Source organism: Methylobacterium litchii, assembly GCF_038442315.1.
Lineage (GTDB): Bacteria > Pseudomonadota > Alphaproteobacteria > Rhizobiales > Beijerinckiaceae > Methylobacterium > Methylobacterium litchii.
In genome coordinates this window covers 1-20266 of record NZ_JBBXMY010000026.1, presented here as the reverse complement: position 1 = coordinate 20266, position 20266 = coordinate 1, and the positions used below count along the sequence as shown (strand labels likewise).

26 protein-coding genes, 1 tRNA gene and 1 pseudogene are annotated in these 20266 nt (G+C 66.7%); 15 read left to right on the top strand and 13 right to left on the bottom strand.

The window, feature by feature from the left end; all coding sequences use genetic code 11:
• Nucleotides 1-70: 70 nt before the first annotated feature.
• Nucleotides 71-523 carry a CBS domain-containing protein gene (locus AAHF99_RS25565; RefSeq protein ID WP_342167162.1) on the top strand — a complete coding sequence of 151 codons (453 nt, stop codon included), beginning with the start codon at nucleotides 71-73 and terminating at the stop codon, nucleotides 521-523.
• Here AAHF99_RS25565 and AAHF99_RS25560 read toward each other — a convergent pair whose 3' ends face one another.
• Nucleotides 524-895 (bottom strand): hypothetical protein, encoded by a 372-nt coding sequence (locus AAHF99_RS25560; protein WP_342167161.1) that lies wholly within the window; start codon nucleotides 893-895, stop codon nucleotides 524-526.
• Between the two features lie 30 nt (nucleotides 896-925).
• On the opposite strand from AAHF99_RS25560, the gene AAHF99_RS25555 reads away from it, so the two are divergent.
• Together AAHF99_RS25555 and AAHF99_RS25550 are read left to right on the top strand one after the other, a co-directional pair.
• Nucleotides 926-1117 (top strand): hypothetical protein, encoded by a 192-nt coding sequence (locus tag AAHF99_RS25555; protein WP_342167160.1) that lies wholly within the window; start codon nucleotides 926-928, stop codon nucleotides 1115-1117.
• Nucleotides 1114-2877, top strand: a complete 1764-nt coding sequence (locus AAHF99_RS25550; RefSeq protein WP_342167159.1) for an SLC13 family permease — start codon at nucleotides 1114-1116, stop codon at nucleotides 2875-2877. Before AAHF99_RS25555 ends, AAHF99_RS25550 begins: the two co-directional genes overlap by 4 nt.
• A 17-nt stretch (nucleotides 2878-2894) precedes the next feature.
• On the opposite strand, the gene AAHF99_RS25545 is transcribed toward AAHF99_RS25550, so the two are convergent.
• The 4 genes from AAHF99_RS25545 to AAHF99_RS25530 form a co-directional block, all read right to left on the bottom strand.
• Nucleotides 2895-3593 (bottom strand): glutathione S-transferase family protein, encoded by a 699-nt coding sequence (locus AAHF99_RS25545; RefSeq protein WP_243952529.1) that lies wholly within the window; start codon nucleotides 3591-3593, stop codon nucleotides 2895-2897.
• 160 nt (nucleotides 3594-3753) lie between these two features.
• Complete coding sequence (locus AAHF99_RS25540; RefSeq protein WP_342167158.1) at nucleotides 3754-5142, bottom strand: MFS transporter; 1389 nt, start codon at nucleotides 5140-5142, stop codon at nucleotides 3754-3756.
• Between the two features lie 84 nt (nucleotides 5143-5226).
• Entirely contained in the window at nucleotides 5227-6747 is a 1521-nt protein-coding gene (locus tag AAHF99_RS25535; RefSeq protein ID WP_412759954.1) for an aldehyde dehydrogenase, read from the bottom strand.
• Nucleotides 6748-6766: 19 nt separating this feature from the next.
• On the bottom strand, nucleotides 6767-7399 hold the full coding sequence (locus tag AAHF99_RS25530; RefSeq protein WP_342167156.1) for a GntR family transcriptional regulator: 633 nt from the start codon (nucleotides 7397-7399) through the stop codon (nucleotides 6767-6769).
• An 85-nt stretch (nucleotides 7400-7484) separates the two neighbouring features.
• On the opposite strand from AAHF99_RS25530, the gene AAHF99_RS25525 reads away from it, so the two are divergent.
• Nucleotides 7485-8291, top strand: a complete 807-nt coding sequence (locus AAHF99_RS25525; protein ID WP_342167155.1) for an alpha/beta fold hydrolase — start codon at nucleotides 7485-7487, stop codon at nucleotides 8289-8291.
• 31 nt (nucleotides 8292-8322) lie between these two features.
• On the opposite strand, the gene AAHF99_RS25520 is transcribed toward AAHF99_RS25525, so the two are convergent.
• From AAHF99_RS25520 to AAHF99_RS25505, 4 genes are all read right to left on the bottom strand, one after another.
• On the bottom strand, nucleotides 8323-8913 hold the full coding sequence (locus tag AAHF99_RS25520; RefSeq protein ID WP_342167154.1) for an NUDIX hydrolase: 591 nt from the start codon (nucleotides 8911-8913) through the stop codon (nucleotides 8323-8325).
• Between the two features lie 300 nt (nucleotides 8914-9213).
• A complete protein-coding gene (locus AAHF99_RS25515; protein WP_342167153.1) occupies nucleotides 9214-9525 on the bottom strand; it encodes an AtuA-related protein in 312 nt (103 codons plus the stop codon).
• Between the two features lie 19 nt (nucleotides 9526-9544).
• Nucleotides 9545-10882: an acyclic terpene utilization AtuA family protein gene (locus tag AAHF99_RS25510; protein WP_342167152.1), complete on the bottom strand. Its 1338-nt coding sequence runs from the start codon at nucleotides 10880-10882 to the stop codon at nucleotides 9545-9547.
• Nucleotides 10883-10899: 17 nt separating this feature from the next.
• Nucleotides 10900-12225, bottom strand: coding sequence for a CitMHS family transporter (locus tag AAHF99_RS25505; RefSeq protein WP_342167151.1), 1326 nt, complete (start codon nucleotides 12223-12225; stop codon nucleotides 10900-10902).
• A 118-nt stretch (nucleotides 12226-12343) separates the two neighbouring features.
• Between AAHF99_RS25505 and AAHF99_RS25500 the strand changes: the two genes are divergently transcribed.
• The 8 genes from AAHF99_RS25500 (at nucleotide 12344) to AAHF99_RS25465 (ending at nucleotide 16646) form a co-directional block, all read left to right on the top strand.
• Nucleotides 12344-13255: a LysR family transcriptional regulator gene (locus AAHF99_RS25500; protein WP_342167150.1), complete on the top strand. Its 912-nt coding sequence runs from the start codon at nucleotides 12344-12346 to the stop codon at nucleotides 13253-13255.
• Nucleotides 13256-13481: 226 nt separating this feature from the next.
• A tRNA-Arg gene (locus AAHF99_RS25495) sits at nucleotides 13482-13558 on the top strand.
• Nucleotides 13559-14067: 509 nt separating this feature from the next.
• Nucleotides 14068-14286: a hypothetical protein gene (locus AAHF99_RS25490; protein WP_342167149.1), complete on the top strand. Its 219-nt coding sequence runs from the start codon at nucleotides 14068-14070 to the stop codon at nucleotides 14284-14286.
• On the top strand, nucleotides 14286-14798 hold the full coding sequence (locus tag AAHF99_RS25485) for a hypothetical protein (RefSeq protein ID WP_342167148.1): 513 nt from the start codon (nucleotides 14286-14288) through the stop codon (nucleotides 14796-14798). Before AAHF99_RS25490 ends, AAHF99_RS25485 begins: the two co-directional genes overlap by 1 nt.
• 11 nt (nucleotides 14799-14809) lie before the next feature.
• Entirely contained in the window at nucleotides 14810-15295 is a 486-nt protein-coding gene (locus AAHF99_RS25480) for a hypothetical protein (protein ID WP_342167147.1), read from the top strand.
• Between the two features lie 87 nt (nucleotides 15296-15382).
• The gene (locus tag AAHF99_RS25475; protein WP_342167146.1) at nucleotides 15383-15649 is read left to right on the top strand and encodes a DUF3892 domain-containing protein; all 267 of its coding nucleotides are present in this window, start codon (nucleotides 15383-15385) and stop codon (nucleotides 15647-15649) included.
• 97 nt (nucleotides 15650-15746) lie between these two features.
• The gene (locus tag AAHF99_RS25470; RefSeq protein WP_342167145.1) at nucleotides 15747-15968 is read left to right on the top strand and encodes a hypothetical protein; all 222 of its coding nucleotides are present in this window, start codon (nucleotides 15747-15749) and stop codon (nucleotides 15966-15968) included.
• Nucleotides 15969-16481: 513 nt separating this feature from the next.
• Nucleotides 16482-16646: a Flp family type IVb pilin gene (locus AAHF99_RS25465; RefSeq protein WP_342167144.1), complete on the top strand. Its 165-nt coding sequence runs from the start codon at nucleotides 16482-16484 to the stop codon at nucleotides 16644-16646.
• Between the two features lie 238 nt (nucleotides 16647-16884).
• Here AAHF99_RS25465 and AAHF99_RS25460 read toward each other — a convergent pair whose 3' ends face one another.
• Nucleotides 16885-17379 (bottom strand): cupin domain-containing protein, encoded by a 495-nt coding sequence (locus AAHF99_RS25460; protein ID WP_342167143.1) that lies wholly within the window; start codon nucleotides 17377-17379, stop codon nucleotides 16885-16887.
• A gap of 271 nt (nucleotides 17380-17650) precedes the next feature.
• Between AAHF99_RS25460 and AAHF99_RS25455 the strand changes: the two genes are divergently transcribed.
• The gene (locus AAHF99_RS25455) at nucleotides 17651-17968 is read left to right on the top strand and encodes a hypothetical protein (protein ID WP_342167142.1); all 318 of its coding nucleotides are present in this window, start codon (nucleotides 17651-17653) and stop codon (nucleotides 17966-17968) included.
• 59 nt (nucleotides 17969-18027) lie between these two features.
• On the opposite strand, the gene AAHF99_RS25450 is transcribed toward AAHF99_RS25455, so the two are convergent.
• From AAHF99_RS25450 to AAHF99_RS25440, 3 genes are all read right to left on the bottom strand, one after another.
• A complete protein-coding gene (locus AAHF99_RS25450; protein WP_342167141.1) occupies nucleotides 18028-18219 on the bottom strand; it encodes a hypothetical protein in 192 nt (63 codons plus the stop codon).
• A 231-nt stretch (nucleotides 18220-18450) separates the two neighbouring features.
• Nucleotides 18451-18897 (bottom strand): hypothetical protein, encoded by a 447-nt coding sequence (locus AAHF99_RS25445; RefSeq protein ID WP_342167140.1) that lies wholly within the window; start codon nucleotides 18895-18897, stop codon nucleotides 18451-18453.
• A gap of 466 nt (nucleotides 18898-19363) precedes the next feature.
• On the bottom strand, nucleotides 19364-19573 hold the full coding sequence (locus tag AAHF99_RS25440; RefSeq protein WP_342167139.1) for a hypothetical protein: 210 nt from the start codon (nucleotides 19571-19573) through the stop codon (nucleotides 19364-19366).
• A gap of 302 nt (nucleotides 19574-19875) precedes the next feature.
• Here AAHF99_RS25440 and AAHF99_RS25435 point away from each other — a divergent pair, with 302 nt between their 5' ends.
• Nucleotides 19876-20046, top strand: a complete 171-nt coding sequence (locus tag AAHF99_RS25435; RefSeq protein WP_342167138.1) for a hypothetical protein — start codon at nucleotides 19876-19878, stop codon at nucleotides 20044-20046.
• 133 nt (nucleotides 20047-20179) lie between these two features.
• Nucleotides 20180-20266: pseudogene (locus AAHF99_RS25430) on the top strand (IS5/IS1182 family transposase); the annotation flags it as partial.

The window sequence follows — 20266 nt, the reverse complement described above, 5'->3', positions numbered from 1 at the left end:
CGGCCGAGGCTGCCCTAGATCGAGGACCATGCGCGACGGCCCCCGGCCGCCGCGCCCTGCCGAGAGCGCGATGCCCGACCTGCCCGCCGAACACCTGCGTGTCGCCGACGTGATGGCCCGCGACGTCGAATTCATCGAGCCGCAGGCGAGCGCGCAGGCGGCGGCCGTGCTGATGGGCGAGATCGAGGTCGGGGCCCTGCCGGTCGGCTCGGCCGCGCACTGCGTCGGCATCGTCACCGACCGGGACCTGCTCTACCGCGTCGTCGCCCGCGGGCGCGATCCGACGTCCGTCTCGGTGCAGGACGTGGCCTCGCGCCCCGTCCTGTCCTGCGCCCCGGACGACACGCTCCGCGCGGCCCTGGACGTCATGGGGGCGAACTATGTGCGCCGCCTCCCGGTCCTCGACGGGAACCAGCGCGTCGTGGGCTGGCTGACCCTCGCCGACGTCGCGCGCCACCTGCTCGTGAACGACGACGCCCTGCAGGTCTCCCTGCGGAACCGCCTCGAAGGAACGGGGCGCTGATCACACCCGATACCGGCGCTCCGCCGCGCGGACCAGCGTCGAGGGCAGGGCGCGGGCGGCCGCGACGTAATCCGCGAAGGCCGAGGCCGCCGGCCCGGCCTCCCGCGCGGCGACCAGGCACAGGATGAAGGCGATCAGATCCGTCTCCGGCCGCGTCAGCCCGGCCAGGGCCGCGCCGAGGGGCGGTGGGGCGCGCAGGGCGTCCGCGAAGGCGGTCAGCGTCCCGTCGTCGGCTCCGGCGGTCGCGAGCCAGTCCCGCACCGGGCCCGGCGCCCCCGCCGCGCCGCCGGCCAGCGCGGCCACGGCGGCGAAGCGGGCGATGGCCGCCCGGTCCTCTCCGGTCAGCGCGGCGAGGTTGACGCTCAGGGGCATCAGGGTCTGATGCCGGTTCTGCAGGAAGCCATGAAGGACCTTCTGGCCGACCGCATCCAGGATCTGGCGACGGCCGGGGGCTATGTCGCGGTGGCGGCGATCGATCGCCTCGCGCTCGCCTGCGGTTGTCCGGTGGTCCTGTCGTCCCGCGACTCGCTCCAACGCCCATCCCTTCCAGCCCGCGCCGCTGCGGCGACCCCCCGAACAGGTGCTCCCGAATGACCGTCGATCAAGTGCTCGCCTTCGGCCTGATCGGCGTGACGGTGGCCGCCTTCGTCTGGGACCGCCTGCCCTACGACGTCGTGGCGCTGACCGCGCTCGCCGCCGGGATCGCGCTCGGCCTCGTGCCGGCGGACAAGGCCTTCTCGGGCTTCTCCGACGACATCGTCGTCATCGTAGGCTCGGCCCTCGTCCTCTCCGCCGCCATCGCCCGCTCGGGGGCGGTGGAGACCCTGATGCGCCCGCTCATGCCGCGCCTGACGAGCCCCGGCCGGCAGGTGCCGATCCTCGTGGCCGGGGTCCTGCTCCTGTCGATGGTGACGAAGAACGTCGGGGCGCTGGCCATCTTCATGCCCATCGCCCTGCAGCTCGCCCGCCGCAGCGGCACGCCGCCCTCCGCGCTGCTGATGCCGATGGCCTCCGCCTCGCTCATCGGCGGCATCGTCACGCTGGTCGGCACCTCGCCGAACGTGATCGTCTCGAAGGTCCGCGCCGACCTGACCGGCAAGCCCTTCGGCATGTTCGACTATGCCCCCGTGGGGCTCTGCGTGGCGGCGGCCGGGTTCGCCTTCCTGTGCCTCGGCTGGCGCCTGCTGCCCCGGCGGGACGGCGGCACGCGCTCCATGGAGGCCGCCTTCACCCTGGAGCGCTACACGACGGAGGCGCGCCTGCCGCCCGGCCACCCGGCCATTGGCGGCACGGTGGCCGCCCTGGGGGCGCAGGGGGACGGCGAGGCCGGGATCGCCACGATCCTGCGCGAGCGCTTCCGGCGCTATCCGGCGAGCCCAGATTTCCGCCTGAAGGCCGAGGACGTCCTCCTCCTCGACGGCGAGCCCGACGCCCTGGAGCGCTTCGTGGCCCGCACCGGGCTGACCCTGGCCGGGGCCGCGCCCACCGCCGAATCCGTGGTGATGGAGGGCGTGGTGACGGCGGAATCCGGCCTCGTCGGGCGCACCGCCGCCCAGCTCGACCTCGCCGACAGCGCGGGCCTCGCCATCCTCGCGGTCAGCCGGCGCGGCCGGCGCATCGAGCAGCGGCTCTCCTCCGTGCGGTTCCGGGGCGGGGACGTGGTCGTGGTGCGCGGACGCGCCGCCGCCCTCGCCCCGGCCCTCGGCACCCTCAAGGTGCTGCCCCTCGCCGCGCGGGAGATCGCGCTGGGCCGCAACGACCGGAGCTGGCTGCCCGCCGCGATCCTGATCGTGGCGATGGGCCTCGTCGCGCTGCACATCGTGCCGGTGGCGGTGGCCTTCTTCGGCGCCGTCGTGGCGGTGCTGCTCCTGCGCAGCATGACGCCCCACGAGGCGTATCAGGCCGTGGAATGGCCGGTGCTCGTGCTGCTCGGCGCCCTGATCCCGATCTCCGAGACGGTCAGCACGACGGGCGGCGCCGACCTGATCGCCGCCCATCTCACCACGCTGGTGCAGGGCTTCTCGCCCGTGACGGCGCTCGGCGCGATCCTGATCCTGGCGATGGCGGTGACGCCGTTCCTCAACAACGCCGCCACCGTGCTGGTGATGGGCCCGATCGCCGCCAAGCTCGCCACCAAGCTCGGGCTCAACCCCGATCCATTCCTGATGGCGGTGGCTCTGGGCGCGGCCTGCGACTTCCTCACGCCCATCGGCCACCAATGCAACACCCTGGTGATGGGCCCCGGCGGCTACCGCTTCGGCGATTACGCCAAGCTCGGCTTCCCGCTCTCGCTCATCGTGATCGCGGTGGGCCTCCCCATGATCGCCCTGGTCTGGCCCCTGCATCCGGCGTGAGGCGGGACCGCCCGGCGCTAGCCGGCGAGCCCCGCCAGTTCCTCGAGTCCACCGCCATCGGCGTAGGCCTTCCGGAAGCTGTCCCGCGCCTTCCACCGCTGCCAGAACCGGTCGAGCTGCTCGAAGCGCTCATCGAGCGGCGTGGCCACCGGCCCGAACTTCGAGAAGGCGATGGCGGTGCAGAGGGTGATGTCGGCGAAGGTCGGCTCGCCCCCGCCCAGCAGCCAGTCGCGGCCATCCGCGAGATGGCGATCGACGAGGGCCGCGTGGGACAGGGCCTCCTTGCGGCAATGCTCGCCCCATTGCGGGTTGTGCGTCAGTTCGAGCTTCGGCCCAAGCCCCTGGTGCAGCACGTGGAACTGGGTGGTGAGCCGGTAGAGGATCTGCACCCAGACGCGGTCGTCCCACATGGCATCGAGCCCCTGCTCCAGGGGCGTCGCGCCGGTGATCCTGCGGCCCTCGTGCAGGGCATCGAGGTAGCGCACGATCGCGGCCGATTCCGACAGGTAGGTGCCATCGGCCAGTTCGAGCGTGGGCGTCTCGCCCCACGGGTTCATCTTGAGGTGGCGCCAGCCGCGCTGCTCGCCACCCGGCGCCATGTCGTAGATCACCTCGTCGTAGGCCTCGGCGATGCCCTTCTCATGCAGGAAGAGGCGCAGGCGCTGGGGGTTCGGGAAGGCAGACGGCGACGTGTAGAGGCGCGCTTTCGTCGACAAGGATCATCTCCGCTGGATGGGGCACCCGGTGAAACAGGGGTTTGGCTCACGGGATCGGCCTTTCAAGGCGGCATCACGAAAAATCGCAGGGGGGAGCCTCTGCGGTGGGGCCGCTCTTGAGCCTCTCTCGCCTCTGGATCAGAGCGCGGTCGGCAGGTGCCTAAGCCAGACCCCTTTGCGCCGCGGTGGTTCCCTCGGCTGGCCGGTCTGGTTGAAGGAGCGGCTCGACCTCCTCCAGGCTCTGCTGACGCGGCTCGACGCCGAGCGTGATCACCGTGACGATCTGGAGGACCAGCAGGCCGATCATCAGGGCCATGACGCCGGCAATCCCGTAGGTCTGGAACAGGTAGATGACGACGAACGGCGTGACGATGGTCGCACCGCGCCCGAAGGTGTTGCAGATCCCGGAGGCCCGCAGGCGCACCTCGGTGGGGAACAGTTCCGGGATGTAGATGCCGAAGAGCAGCGCCACGAGAACGTAGATCGGCACGGTCAGGCCGAATCCGATGAGAGGCAGGAGCCAGGGGTCGGTGGTGAGCGGATAGACGATCCCGAACAGGATCGCTGCGACCGAGGCGCCGACGATGGTCGGCTTGCGGCCCCAGCGATCGGCAGTGAGCGCGCCGATGGCGCTGCCCACGGGGGCGCCGAGGCCCATCAGCAGCGAGTAACCGAACGAGGTCGCGACGCTGAGTCCCTGCTTGATGAAGAAGACCGGCAGCCACGTCACGAAGCCGTAGAGCAGCGTGTTGATGACGATGAGGCAGAGGCAGCCGACGATCATCCGCCCGAGCAGCGGGGGCCGGAACAGGGTCGCGAACGCGATCTTCGGCGCCGGCGCCCCCATGGGGGCAGGGGGCGGCAGCACGCCGCCGCGGGCCGCCTCGGACTCGATCTGCCGAAGCAGCGCCTCCGCCTCATCGGTGCGCCCGACAGCCTCCAACCAGCGGGGCGATTCCGGCAGGTTCTTGCGCAGATACCAAACGCCGAGCGCCCCAAGGCCGCCGAGCACGAACATCGCCCGCCAGCCGAAGGCCGGGATGACGAGGTAGCCGATCAGCGAGGCGACCGGCAGGCCCGTGACCACGAACACCGCCATCAGCCCGAGCCAGCGCCCCCGCGAGCGGGCGGGCACGAACTCGGTCATGGTGGAATAGCCGACGACGTTCTCCGCACCGAGGCCGAGTCCCATGATGAAGCGCAGCGCGATGAGCGTCATCATGTTGGGGGCGAAGGCGGCGGCGATGGCCGCGAGGCCGAAGACGAGAAGGTTTGCCTGATAGGTGAACCGCCGCCCGTAGCGGTCGCCCAGGAATCCGGTGAGGAACGAGCCGCCCATCATCCCGACGAAGGTCGCCGAGACGAACAGGGCATTCTCCGGCAGGGTCGAGAAGCCGTTCTTCAGCGTGGCGCCGAGCACCGTCGCCGCGATGTAGATGTCGAACCCGTCGAAGAACATCCCGATACCGATCAGCCACATGATCCGGTAATGGAACGGGCCGATCGGAAGCCGGTCGAGCCGGCCTCCCGCATTGACGGTCGGCGTCATGGCGTTTCCTCCGCGTAAGGGGATCGGCGCGGAGGGCACCCGTCTGACGCGGGTCTGTCGCCCTCCGTCCGGATCTCGTGGTGGTCAGTTCAAGCGGCGCTGGCCCGCCGTGTCGCGATACCAGTCGAAGGGAGTGTCGTGGGTAGCGACCATGACGCTCTTGGTGTTGAAGTGGTCGTCGAAGCTCTCGAGACCGCATTCGCGGCCCAAGCCGCTGTCATCGACGCCGCCCCAGGGGGAGGCGGGGTCGAGGCGGTGGTGGTCGTTCACCCACACGATGCCCGCCTTCACCGAAGCCGCGACCCGGTGGGCGCGGGCGACGTCGCGGGTGCGGATGGCGGCGGCGAGGCCGAAGGGGGAATCGTTGGCGAGCCGCAGGGCGTCCGCCTCGTCCGTGAACGGGGTGACGCTGGTGAAGGGGCCGAACACCTCCTCCTGGAAGATGCGCATGTCGGAGCGCACGTCGGCGAAGACGGTGGGCTCCACGAAGAAGCCCTCCTCGCCGCCAGCGACCCGCGCCGCCTGCCCGCCGGCTACCGCGCGGGCGCCCTCGTCACGGCCGTAGCCGGCATAGGCGAGCACCCGGTCGCGCTGCTTGCCCGAGATCACCGGCCCGAGCTGTGTCGCCGGATCGAAGGGATCGCCGATGCGGATGCTCTTCGCCTTGGCGGCGAGCTTCTCCACGAAGGCCTCGTAGATCGACGCCTGGACGAGATGCCGGCTCGCGCAGACGCAGGTCTGGCCCGCCCCGATGAAGGCGCCGAAGGCGGCGTAGTTCACCGCCTGCTCCAGATCGAAGTCGTCGAACACCATGACCGGGGTCTTGCCGCCGAGCTCCATCGTCTGGTGCGCGAAGACCTTGGCCGCCGCGCTGCCCGCGATGCGGCCCGCCTCGGTGCCCCCGGTGAGCACCAGCTTGTTGATGTCGGGATGCTCGGCGAGGTGCTTGCCCGTCGTCGGCCCGAGACCGAGGACGATGTTGAACACGCCCTTCGGCAGGCCAGCCTCGGTGAAGATCTGCGCGAGCTTCAGGGTGGTCAGCGGGGTGTATTCGGACGGCTTCACCACGGTGGTGCAGCCGGTCGCCAGCACGACCGCCAGCGACTTGCACAGGATCATCAACGGGTGGTTGAACGGCGTGCAGTTCGCGACCACGCCGATGGGCGTGCGCCGCGTGTAGTTGAGGTAGGACCCCTCCACCGGGATCACCGCGTCCCGCCGCGCCAGGGCGAGGCCGGCACTGTAACGGAAGAAGTCCGGCAGACGCGAGAGTTGGGCGCGGGTCTCGTTGATCGGCCGGCCGTTGTTCAGCGTCTCCAGCTTGTAGAGCGTGTCGAGGTTGGCCTCGAACGCGTCCGCGAGGCGGTTCACCAGCCGGGCCCGCGAGCGAGTGTCCATGCCGCCCCATTCCTTCGACTCGAAGGCGGCGCGGGCGCTGCGCATGGCGCGGTCCACGTCGGCCTGGGTCGAGTTCGGGATCCGGGCGATGACCGCGCCGGTGGCGGGGTTCTTCACGTCGATGAGCGGGCCGTCTCCGGCCTCGATCTCACGCCCGTCGACGAAGTTGCCCCGCGTCTCGACGGCGAGGTCCGGTCTCGTGATCATGTTCATGGGGTGATCTCCCTCAACGGATGACGGCGCTGCGCTCGAGCGCCGGGATGATGCGGCGCTGGGCCTGGGCGACGTGCTCGCGCACGAGACGCTTGGCCGTGCGGGCATCGCGGCGTTGGACGGCCTCGATGATCGCCCCATGCTCCGCGATGAGCTGGTTGGGCTCGCGGCCCTTGATGCCGGCGAGGCTGACCCGCACGAGGCGGTCGGCCTGCTCGATCAGGTCCCGCGCCGTGGCCGCCATGCGGCGGTTGCCGGAGGCCTGGGCCAGGGCGGTGTGGAAGGCGCGGTTGTAGTCGATGAAGTCGGTGCCCTCGTCGAGCGTGCGGAAGGCGTCGAGGGATGTCAGCGCCTCCGCCGTCCCGGACTCGGCGGCATCGCCCGCGCAGGCCGGTTCGATCACGAGGCGGAAGGCCAGAAGATCGCGGGCATCCGCGATCGAAATCGGGTTCACCTGATATCCCTGTCGGGCATGAACCGTGACAAGACGCTCTCGCTCCAGCCGCAGCAGCGCCTCGCGCACCGGCTGGCGGCTCACCGCGTAGCGCTCGGCCAGTTCCTGCTCTCGCACCTCCGCCCCCGGCGGCATGCGGCAGGCCAGGATCTCGGAGCGGATGGCGTGATAGATGTTGTCGCGGAGAAGCACGGTTCTGACCCGATCAGGTTGCCTCAAGATTGCATCCGTGAAATATCACGTCAACGGAAATTTCGGTCTGAATGGGAGGATGAGGATGCGGATCACGCTCGCTGGCGGACGGATCGCAGCGCGGGAATCGGGGGCAGGGGAGCCGCTCGTCCTGTTCCACTCGCTCCTTGCCGACGCGGCGAGCTTCGACCGGATCGCCGGGCCGCTTGCGGAGCGGTTTCGGGTGATCGTGCCGGACCTGCCGGGCTTCGGCGGATCCGAGGCGGTCGCCGGCGGTCTGGAGGCCGTGGCCGACCGCATGGCCGAGGCCCTGCGCGATCTCGGCGGGCAGCCGAGCGTGCTCGGCAACGGATTCGGCGGGTTCGTGGCCCTTCAAATGGCGATCCGCCATCCCGGCCTCGCGCACCGCCTGATCCTGGCCGATTGCGGCGCCTGTTTCTCCGAGCCGGGGCGCCAGGCATTCCGGACCATGGCCGCCGTCTCCCGCGAGAAGGGGCTCGGCGCCTTGAGCGAGACCGCGATGCGCCGCCTCTTTGCCCCCGATTTCCAGGCGGCGAATCCGGCGCTGATGCAGGATCGTCTGGCGGCCTTCCTCCGCACCGACCCGACCGTGTTCCACGCCGCCTGCGATGCCCTGGCCGGGCTCGATCTCCGACCTGACCTCGGCAAGGTCGACATGCCGGTGCTGGTGCTCGTCGGTGAACAGGACGAAGCGACGCCGCCGCCGATGTCACGGGAGCTGGCGGCTGGGCTGCCCGACGCGCGCCTCACGATCCTGCCCGGCTGCGCTCACGTTCCGCAATTGCAGGAGCCGGAGCGGTTCCTGGCTGCGATGGCTTCCTTTCTGGACGAGCAGGTCCCCGTCGCCGAACTCGCGCCGACGGAGGCCTGAGGGGCCAACGCCTACTTGCGCTGGGTGTGCGTCAGTCGGTTTCGGGCCGTCCGTCGGAGCTGAAGAGGCGGGCGTGTCGTGTCCGGAGAGCCAGGACGAGAGCTAGAGTCTTCAGATCGGTCAGTTGCCCCTTCTCGGCCATTCCGGCGAGGTCAGCGAGGGGCATCTCCACCACCTTGATGTTCTCGTGCTCGCCCTCGGCGCCGCCGCCACCGGTCTTGCGATCGGTGGCGCAATAGGGGGCCAGGAACAGGTGAATCTGCTCGGTCGAGATCCCCGCGCACGAATAGGTCGTTCCGACATGTTCGAGGTCGTGCAGGCGCAGGCCCGTCTCCTCCAGAACCTCGCGCCGCGCATTCTCGTCGGGAGAGCCGTCGTCGATGAGGCCAGCCGGGGCTTCCAGCTGGGATTGTTCGCCGGAGACGTAGAGGGGCGGGACCCGCAACTCGCGCACGAGCGTCGCCACGCGTCTCTCTGGATCGTAGGGAAGGACGCCGACGGAGTTGCCGTGATCCTCGATCTCGCGCTCGACCTCCGTGCCATCGGCCAGCCGGACCTTGGCCAATCCGAACTTGGTCCAGCCGTCATGAATGATGCGGAGGCTGAGGATTTCGGCCTTCATCGGAACCTCCTGCGGGCGCGCGGGGCCAACCGCCGAGCCGGATGACCGGATCCCGGATTTCGGCGGACGGCTCTGACGACGTCCTCAGACGAACAACGAGATCGCAGGCATCCGTCGGGCAGCACGGGTCGGTTAACCCTGCCGACCCTTGGCACCGAGAAGCCGTCCATCGTGCGAACTGATTACGGCGTTCGGCCATCATGCCCGGCTCGGATTGCCGCTCTCGCTCATCGTGATCGCGGTGGGCATCGTCCTCGTCTGGCCCTTTCGTTCGGTGTGGGGTTTCGTGCGCCGATGGCGTCACGGCCTCCCGGGGATCTCCAGATCGAGGAGCGCGGAACTCAGGCCCTTGCCGTGGGCATCGAGCGCCAGCGAGCGCGTCACGCCACCGCCCAGCGCGCCGGTGAGCACGAAATTCAGCGCCCCGATCGTCGGCAGGGCGTGGCGGACGACGTCCCCGCTCACGATCCCGCGGAAATGGTCTCGGACGCGCTCGGCCGTGACGTGGGCTTCGAGATGCGCGTAATCCGCCGGATCGTAGGCGATGACCGAGATGTTCGAGGTGTTGCCCTTGTCTCCAGTTCGGGAGTGGGCGAGGTCGCGCAGCTTCATTGTCGTTTCTCCCTCACGCTCACGCTTCGATGATCTGCACCGACGGATGGGCGAGGGCGGCCGGGACAAGGACCGAGCGCACCGCCACGACCTCGCGGGCGACCTTCGAGGCGCCTCCGCCGCCGGCCGGGCCGTTAGTGTAGAGGGTCTCGACTTCATCGCCGATCCGCTTGGCCTCCGACAGGGTCTCGGTTCGCCCGGCTACCCGCAGCCGGACTTCATAGGGTTCGCCGCCGGCCGACAGCGCCTCCCCGTGAAGGGCATCGACGCCAATGAGGTCGCAGCGCAGCTCGCTCACGGCCACCCCGGTCAGGGCGAGCCGTTCGCGCACGATCTCCCGGGCCAGGCGGCCCCGCGCCAGGGCACCGGGGCCGGCATAGGAGATCTGCCCCTCGCCGACGAAGGAATCGACGTAGCCGACCGAGACCTTGAGCAGGCCCGTGGACGGCGCGCCGCCGCCGCCGGTCACGCGCACCCGATCCGGGGCGACCTGCTCCATCGCGACCCGCGAGAAATCGGCCACCACGTCGGGTTGAAGGTATCGGGCGGGGTCGTGCACCTCGTAGAGCAGCTGCTCCTTGCAGGTCGCCAGATCCACCCGTCCGCCGGAGCCTTCGACCTTGGCGATCTCGACCGTCCCGTCCTCCGAGACGCAGCCGATGGGGAAGCCGAGGCGAGCGAGATCCGGGATATCTTTGAACCCGGGGTCGGCGAAGTAGCCACCCGTGATCTGGCCGGCGCATTCGAGGAGGTGGCCCGCGAGCGTGCCCCGCCCGAGGCGCATCCAGTCGTCCATCGCCCAACCGAACTCATGCACCAGGGGCGCGAGGAACAGGGCCGGATCGCCCACCCGCCCGGTGATGACGACATCCGCCCCCGCCGCCAGCGCTTCCACGATCGGCGCGACGCCGAGATAGGCGTTGGCCGAGACGATACGGTTGCCAAGATCCGAGACCCGACAGCCGGTCTCCTCCAGGGGGAAATCGCCCTCCCGCACGGCGTCGAGCACGTCGTCTCCGGTGACGGCGGCGATCCGCAGACCGGAGAGACCCATCTCACGAGCGATGGTCTGCGTCCGCTCGGCGGCGGCGACGGGGTTCGCCGCGCCCATGTTGGTGACGACGCGGATGCCCCGGCGGCGGCACGGTGCCAGCACCGCCCGCATCCGCGCGTCGAGGAGGGGATCGAAGCCGCCCGCCGGATCGCGCATCCGCGCCTGCTGCGCCAGGGCGATGGTGCGCTCGGCCAGGCACTCGAACACGAGGTAGTCGATCCCGCCCCGCTCCGCGAGTTCGACCGCCGGCTCGATACGGTCCCCGGCATAGCCCGCGCCGGCACCCAGACGGACGGTCTTCATGGCTCGTGTCTCCGCGCTCACAGGGGGAACAAGCCCAGGGCCACGCTCGCGAAGGTCATCACCACCGACGCCGCGAGCAGGAACGGGAAGGTGAACTTCTGGTGGTCGGCGAGGTCGATCCCCGTCAGGCCGCAGACCAGGAAGGTGGCGGGGGTGAGGGGGCTGACCGGGAAGCCTGTCGTCATCTGGCCGAGGAGCGCCCCTTGCGCCACCTGCACCGGCGGCACGCCGAGCTGGTGGCCGACCTCGGCCACCACCGGCAGCACCCCGAAGTAGAACGAATCCGGATCGAACAGCATCGACAGGGGCATCGAGACGAGGCCCAGCGCGAAGGGGATGTGGCGGCCCATCTCCGGGGGCACGAAGGCCACGCCGGCCTGCGCCATGGCCTTGAGCATGCCGGTGCCCTGCATGATCCCCGTGAACACCCCAGCGGCGAGGAGGATCGAGGCCATCAGGATCGCCGCCTTGGCGTGGGCATCGACGCGCTGCCGCTGGGCATCGACCTGCGGGTAGTTGATCATCAGCGCGAGCGCCGTGCCGAGCATGAACATCAGGGCGGGCGGGATCTTCTCGGCCAGGAAGACCATCGTCCCGAGGACTGCGACGGTCAGGGCGATGTTGATCCAGAACCGGTCCGGCCGGCGCAAGGACCGCTCGGCCTCGGTCAAGGACCGTCCGGGCGAGGTCGAGGTCGCGCCGACGGGGGAGGGGGCCGCAACGCCCGGAATCCGGCCGAGACGGCGCTCCTCCCGCAGGCCCAGCCAGTAGGCGGCGGCGAAGACGAAGGCGAGGCCCACCGCCTGCACCGGCACGAGGGGCGAGAAGATCTCCGGGATCGGCAACTTGAGGGCCGCCGAGGCTCGGATCATCGGCCCGGTCCACGGCAGGAAGTTCACCCCCGCCGCCATGGAGGCGGCGCAGGCGAGCACCCGCCGGTCGATGCCGACCCGGTCGTAGAGCGGCAGCATCGCCGGGATCGTGATGAGAAAAGTCACCGCCCCTGAGCCGTCGAGGTGGATCAGCAAGGCGAGGAGGGCGGTGCCGGGCACGATCCGCGTCGGCCGCGTGCCCACGGTCGCGAGGATGCGGTCGACGATCGGATCGAGCATCCCGGCATCGCTGACCACGCCGAAGAACAGGATCGCGAAGACGAACATGCCGACGACCCCGGCGAGGCTCTGCAATCCGGTGAGCACGAACTTGCCGGTCTCGAGCCCGAAGCCTCCGATCAGGGCCGCCGCGACGGGGATGACGATGAGGGCGACCAGGGGCGACATGCGCTTGGTCAGGATGACCGCGAGCAAGAGCACGATCGTGCTCAGGCCGAGCAAAGCCAGCATAGTCCGCCTCCCGGTCGATCCCGGCTGCTCGCGAATCGGCAACCGCTGAAGGGAAGGGAACGGCACAATACTGCATTCGGCAATTGAAAAGATCGGATCGCAGCGATAGCGTCTCGCTATGGATCTCAATCTCCGTCAGGTGCGCGCGTTCGTGACGGTGGCGCAGACCGGCAGCTTCACCCGCGCGGCTGCTCTGCTGAACCTCTCCCAGCCGGCGCTCACCGTTCAGATCCGGCGGTTGGAGGAAACACTTGAAGCCCGCCTGATCGACCGCGACAGCCGCAATGTCGGCCTGACCCGGCTCGGGCGGGACCTGCTGCCGGGTTTCCGCCGGGTGATCGACGACCTCGACGCGGTGGTGTTCGATACCCGGGAGAGAGCAGCAGGCCGCACGGGGATCGTGCGCGTGGCGACGCTGCCTTCCTTCGCGGCGAGTCTGCTGCCGGATGTGATCGCGGCCTTCCGTGCCGACCATCCCCGGGTCGCGTTTCAGGTGCGGGACGTGATCGCGCAGCGGGTCTTGGATCTCGTGCGTGACGAGGTGGTGGATCTCGGGATCATCGGGGGCGCGGTGGCCGATCCCGCCATCGACGTGATCCACGCGATGAGCGACGCGCTACACGTCGTCTACCCGGTAGGACACCCGATTGGCACCGTGTCGCAGGTCACGATCGAAATCCTGAGCACCGTCCCGCTGGTGCTGATGGACGAGGCAACGAGCGTGCGCACACTGGTCGACGCGGCGTTTCTGGCAGCGGGCCGACGCCCCGTGGCCGCCTGCGAAGCGACCTACATGATGACCGCCGTTGGCATGGTGCGAGCCGGCCTGGGCCTGACGATCCTGCCGGGTTCGGCCAGGGAGATTCAGGCCGAGCCCGACCTCCGCTCCCGGCCGATCGCCGATCCTGGCTTCGAGCGCCCCGTGTCACTGATCAAGAAGGCCGGCCGAACGATGCCAGCGGTCTCCGAGCAATTTTCCGCAGCGCTGCAGGAGGCTATGGCCGTCAGTGATGAGGGGCGGCGTATCTGAGCCAACGGATCGCTTGTGCGTTTGTGCTCTCCGCTCGGCACGCGGCGCATCTGCGGCGCACGCCTTGCGCCGGACCCATCGGATCACGCGACGCTGTGCGCACCCGACACGATTCGAACGTGTGACCTTCGCCTTCGGAGCTCTCGCAATTCCATATCGAGCCCGAGAGGACCCCACGCCACCGTTGCGCTCTCCGCCCGCTTGGGCTAGGTGAAAGGCACGATCAGCACCCGTAGCTCAGCTGGATAGAGCGTTGCCCTCCGAAGGCAAAGGTCACACGTTCGAATCGTGTCGGGTGCGCCAATCTCTTCAGCGACTTAGCTGGGTATGCTCGGCGGCATTGACAGTGTGACGGAAGCACTGCGGAAGCACCGAAGTGAATTTGCTCGGGAAGTCGCCCATTCCACAATTCTGCGTGATTGCGTTTCGAGACCTTTGTTCAGCCTGAGCGCCGATCAGCCCGACCCGAAGCCGTCGCGGCTGGAAGTTATCCGCCAGGCCCTGTCGGAGCACTTGAAGGCGAAGGGCTACGCGCCGTGAGTGATCCCGAGCCCGACGACGTGTTCCGCGCCCGGTTACTACGGGTTGTCGATCCCGTAGATCGGCCGAAAGTGCAGGTGGGTGTCGGGCCACAGCTCGATCGCATCGGCGTGCGGTACGATCGGTACCGAACCGGTGTGCCTCTCAAAGGACTGGATACCGGCAGAGCAGAGGGCACATGAGCAGTTTGGGGGCTAATCAGCCCGACCCAAAGCCCTTACGGCCGGAGGCGGTCGGCCGGCTAGTCGCCAAAGCGCTCGGAGTGGACTGACATGGCTTTCGTGAAGGGCGGCGGATCGAAGCTCGTCGGCGAAAGGTCGTCTGTCTCCGGTCGCTTCGTCACCGCCAAAACCGCTGCGAAGGGCCCGACGACGGTCGACATGCGCCGCGTGCGCGATGCACTTTCGAACGCCAGTGAAGCGACTGGAGCCTTTAAGTCGAGCACCGGAACAGGGTACGGCGATCGTAAGCTTCCGCCGAAGTCTCGCTGATGCCTGGCTCGGATACCGAGGTTTTTGAAGCTCTTACCGGCGACGGGGATGATCCCAACGCCGAAGATTACATCACTTATGCACTCTTCGCCTTCGAGCGACGAGAGTGGATTGCACACTACACCAGGGAAAGAGGCCAAGCGCCTTCCGAAGCTGACCTACAAGCTTGGGTCCAGAACATCACGGCCTATCAGTTCGAACAGATGCGGCGGCGTGCTGCTACGTTCTTCGATGCGGCAGCTCGGTCGTATATGGCGGTAGAGATCGAACAAATAGGCCAAGACCTCCTTAGAACTTTCGTAGTGAGGGAAGTCAAAGCAGCGGGTAGCTTCTGGCGCCAGTTCGCTATTGCCTTGCTTACGGCGATACTTGCGCCCTTGCTGATTGGATTAGTCGTCGTAGCGGCACTACGAAGTGAAGATTATATGCCGACGATAAAGGGCACAAAAGACGCCGTGCAATCCGGCAGTAATCAACCTTCGAAATCGAAAGATCAGAACCAACAACCATAGGATGGGGCGATATGGATGCGCGATCGATAGGCTTGGTTCGCACGATGCGCGACATCAAAGTCGGACAGTTGATTCTATTCACATATAAGGACGGTGTGGAACCGGGCATCGTCGTAGAGCCATTCACCAATGCCCGAGCGATACTGCATATTAGCGCTGTTACTGGGGATAAGTTTATACCAAGATTATACGAAATGGAACACTCTTACAACGAAGCTGTTATTTTGATCGAAAATGCGCGCATTGTACCGGTGTTTTCACTGGAACATACGGGGATTGGCCGCTATCATGACGCTCCTGTTTCCAGAGCATTATACGTCAACGAAGACGGTGTTTATTTAACAGCGCTATTCAATCAAACGGTGTATACGTTCAACCTATTCGATGGAAAGAGAGCGCAAGTGTATACCGATAAAGCTGTATACACCAAATTCTGGTATATCGAAGTACCTGATAGTGCTGGCGACTTTGAGCGATATCTCGAGTTTGAAGCTTAGGTCAGGTCAACGGTCATCAGAGATTACGTACTTGGAACCCAAATGGTTAACTCGCGTTAGTGTTCGAATCCTTTACTGGGGTGATCGATGGCCGACGCGAGAGTCACGTGCATAACGAAGCCGAACCGAAACAGTAAACATGAAGGCATCACCCATCTGGGTGGAAGCACATGGAAGTGGACAAAAGAAGCGGTTATCAGTTCTATAGAAGAAAAATCTAATACGTTTCATACTTATGAAAATGGCCAAAAAGCGTATGTTGGCGTAGTAAGCGGCACGAACGGGAAATATTTGCGTACACATGCCGACGGTCAGTGGAATGATAACCTATTAGCGCTGCCCGAATGCCCTTAGTATGCACGCGCCGGCCAGACGTCGGATATCACCGATACAGCCGACGGTTGGCGTCCACACGAGCCCCCAGTGTCCGGTTGAGCCACGCATCATACTGGTGCAGCGCCGCCGTTATTTGCTCGGCCACACCGTGCTGCGCCCCGCTAGCGTCGATGCTGTAGGCGCGGCTGTTGTCGATGCTCTGGCCGCCGCCGCTGCCATCGCCCGCCGCGATCGGCACGATCTGGCCGTTGCGGTTCGGGATGAAGAACTCCCGCCCGCGCTCGCCGACCGTATAGGCCTGCCCGGCATCGACCGGGCCGCCGTCGGCGCGGAATAAGCTGCCAAAGCTGCCCGCGAATGGCCATGTGAGGTCTTCTGCTGCTCCGCTTCAGCCGTAGTGCTAGGCAATACGCCAGCGAGGCCTCGACAGCGCCACCCTGAAAGCTATCCTTCCTGGATGCGCACAGCCCTCGCCGCCCTCGCTCTTGTCGTCGCTGCCGGTGGGACACAGGCTCAGCAGAAGCTACCGACAGTCTCCGAGCTTCTAAAGGCCGAGGCTAAGGCCACCGAACGCTGCGAGGGAGGTGGCGACCCTGCGGTCGTCTCAGAGCAGTGCCGCGTCCGGGACCGGATCGGCGGACGCCTTGCTCAGGCTGGCTGGTGCTGGGGCCGTAAGGGGCAAACCGATGTAAAGAAGGAATGGCACGCTTGCCAGCCTGACTCGATCTACGAGGACGACGTTGCGGCGGTAGGGCGCTAAGTAAATCGCATCCAAGAGCCCCTTCACGATCCGTAAACGCCACCCGCCTATCACGGATGTTTGAAACCCAAGCCGGCGGAGGATCAACCAATGCCCCAGCTGCTACGGCAATTCGCCCGTGATGAGTCGGGTGCGACCGCCATCGAGTACGGCATGATCGCCGCCCTTATCGCTGTCGTCATAATTGGAACGCTGAAGATCGTTGGAACGCGACTAAACGCTAAGTTCGCTTCAATTTCCGCCCAGCTGAACTAGAGCAACATCTAAGTCACCGCCTGACTGCTCTGTTACGCTGGAAGAAACTCAAAGCTCTATGTGCCAGAACTATCTAAGCCTGCCCAATGGGTAGCTCACTACCTGGGTGGTGTAGCAAAGCAGCGCAGAGTTGCCCGTTTGCACACAGGCGGCGCGCCTCTCGCACGACGAGCCATTGCGGGCGCGTGCCCGTCACGGCGGGCACCTTGGATGGGGCGTTTGGTACGAGAGGTGAAATTTACTGAGCCGACTTGCTCGGGTCGTCGGCGGGGTTGATGTAGTTCAGCCCGAAGGGCCCGGAGCCGTTCACCTGAAGTTCCACAGGCTGCTCGGTGGTCCAGAGCGAATGCGGCATATCCTTGGGCAGGAACACGAAGCCACCCGCACGCAACTCCTTGCCTTTCGCCTTATCGATGGTCGTGCCGTGCTCGTGGTAGATCGAGCCCGAGAGGATCGTCAGCGTCTCGGCCTCGGAATGGGTGTGAGGCGCGATCACCGTGTTGGCGGGAAACTTCACCCGTAGGGCAAAAGGGCCGGGCTTGCTCGGATCGCCCGACAGCATGCTGATTTGCGTGCCCTTCGGCAGGTCAGTTGGTCCCGGCTGGTAGGTCGTGCTCGTCGCATCCGGTAGGGTGATCGCGGCGTGCGTTCCATGGTCCTGCGCAAGTCCCACACCCGTGCTGGCGATCAGGGCCGCGAGACCGGTGGCGATGGTCCGAAGGCGGTTGGTCATGGATCGTCCTCCCTGCCCGTTCGCGATGGGCTTGATAACCACTTAGCGCGCAATCGAGCCTTGGCTAATCAGGCGATGTCGAGGACCATCGTCTCGCCCCACACGGTTCGCGCTGAGGTTGTGTCAGTTGGGCCGCTAGTCGATCAGGGCGTGAAGTATTGCCCGCTAAGCAGCCCTATTATTGTAAACCATCTAGTTCGCTATGTGATATTTGATTGCGCCGTTGCAGGGAACGCACAGCCTAGCTCGGCTTGAGGCGGTATCGTCGGGCATGGACAACGTGATTCGCCCGATTTTCCGCCACGTCGAGGCCGAAGCGCCTCCCGAGACCGTGGACGCCTTCAGCCCGCTTCAGGTCTACGGGACCGCTGTCGGGCACTTCGTGGCGTTGATCCGCGCCGAAAACGAGAAGGTCGGCATGACGCTGCAGCTGATCGTCGGGCGCGAGGGCGGCGAGAATGCCGAATCCGTAGCGATTTTTCCCGACACCGTTGAGGGTGAGGCAGACGCGGAGACGACCGCCTTTGCCATCCTTCGCACGCTGGAGATCGTGAAAGAGGCGATGATCGGTAATTCTCCAGTCGCGTAGGCCTATACCACTGCGTCGGTGCATTCGCTCGGCGAAGACAACCTGCCGCTTACTCCTACCTAGTCCCAGTCAATATCAAGGGATCGTTCAAAGACCGGAGCCGGCAACTCCTTACCCTTGGGGTCCAAGACTACGACCTCTCGGAAGCCGCGTCGTTGCAACTCCCAGGTCTTCTCCAGCGCCTGCTCGTCCGTCCCGCAGGCGAAGGTCATAGCCCGGCCTTTCGGATCGATCCCCTTCACCGTGAACACGACATGCTCCCTGCCTCTGGCAGAAATTTGGGGGCTGCTGAGCGAGGGATCGGCCCCCCACTCAGATCCTAGATGGGTAGGGCAATCGAGTACGTCACTGCACCGCGACCGAGACATTCTGCAGCGAAATCACGTGAACGTCTCCAAGCCCCTGGCGAACCGAGACACCCTGTCGCCTGCGCATCCTCGCCGCCGCCCTGGAACGTCACGCCGACGTTGCTTTCCTGCTCGTCACCTCTGCCGCTCACGCCGCCGCACTATCCGCGCACGCTGCCGGATCGTCGTCTCCGTGTCCGGCCACAGCTTACACACCACCTCGAACGCAGCCTCGGCCATGTCGAGCCGATAGAGTTCGGCGAGGTGAAGTTCGATCCCGCCCCCTTCGATGTTCCACGTCTCGACGGTGTAGGGCATGCCGCCCGGCGTCGGCAGGCTCGTCGTCGGCTGCCGGGGCATCGTGATCTTCGCTTGGCAGACGGCGACGTACTTGCGCGGCTTCGGCGCGCCTAGCGCCTGCTGGTGCCGGCACGACGCGCTCAGGATCCGCAGGAGGTCCAGCACCTCGACCTCCAGGCCGAACCGGGCGTGCAGGTTGCGCACGTCGTAGCAGCCGAGCCGCCGGCAGCTCTGGCATTCGACCCGCACCTGTCCACGAGCGTAGTCGCCGAGCCGGTCCACCGTGAGCCCTCCGCTTTGGAACGGAGGCAGAACAACCAGGCTGGCGGTCGAGGCTCAACCCCCATGGGGACAGCCTGTGGAGATCGCGGTGGAGCGGTGTGGATGGCGCCCGAAAAGCCGAACGCGCAGGCAGAGTTGGCGGTACCGGACCGCTCGGTCCCGCCCCGATCTGATCACGGGGCGGGGGAGCGTCCGATCTCACCGGCGGGGGCCGGTACGCAACGCGGCCTTGGGGGCAAGATGGGCGAGGCGGGTTAGCGGGTCGTCTAGTCGGCGATTCCCCACCGTCCCGCGGCGGGTTCGGGCACGAAAAAGCCCGCCGCGGCCGAGCCGGGCGGGCGAGAAGTCCCTTGGGAGGAAGCGACGGTGTACGGTGAGTGCCACATCGCGACAACTTCCGGAGGTGCAGAGTAGGGATGGAGACAGCCCCAAAGGGGCGGAAGAAGTCGGCCTGATCCAGTACGGGTCAATCGCTGACGTCATCCTCAGACGCAGCGTCAGCATCCTGAAGCCAGTCAGGCAGTCCGGGGATGACCTCCCCGGCCACTTCACCAGCAGTAGCCAGCGCCCGCTCGGCCTTCGCCTCGGGCTGCTCTGCACGGACCTCCGCAAACAGTTGCCGGGCCCGGCGATCAATCTCTTCGTCAGATAGCCTCGCCTCGCCGAAATCAGCCATTTGGTTCACTCTCGCCGCTCGTCACTAGAGTTGCCCCGCCGCCTGATCTGATCCGAGGTCAGGCGGCGGGGCTACCGGTGTCCAGCCGGGTGAACCGCCATGCAAAACGGCTCGATCCCACGATTGGGCGTCAGGGTTACCGCCCTGTTATGCGACGACGCCCACCTGCATAACGCTTCCGTGTGCGCCAGCTGCCGGGCATTATGGATGGGCGCTCGTTCTCTTTTCGTACCGGTGTGCTCGCCGCGCGGCAGCCCCGGCCCGACGCTTCGGCTACGGTTCAGCGTGCTTGAGGCGACACCATGCTGATCCTGCTCCCCACACCCCGCCGCATCGCCCTCCTAGGGCTCCTGCTGCTTAGCCTTGTGGTGCTGGCGGACTGGACGGCCAGGGTTGAACTCGCCAGGGCGGTCAACGCGGCCCTGAACGACGGTGTCCACGCGGTCGCGCAGATCGCGGCCACGGACGACTAGGCGGCGTCCATGCGCGTCCTTCTATCCGTTCTCGCCCTCGCTTACGCCTCGCTGGTCCCTGCCATGGCTGCGCCGGCCGATCCGCAGGTACTAAGAGGCTCTAACAAAACCGGGTTTGGCGCGTTGAGTGAAGATGGCGAGACCGCTCCTTCCCGATGGCCTGTGGGCCGAGATCGCACCGCTGCTGCCGCCTGAACGGGCCAAGCCGAAGGGCGGTCGG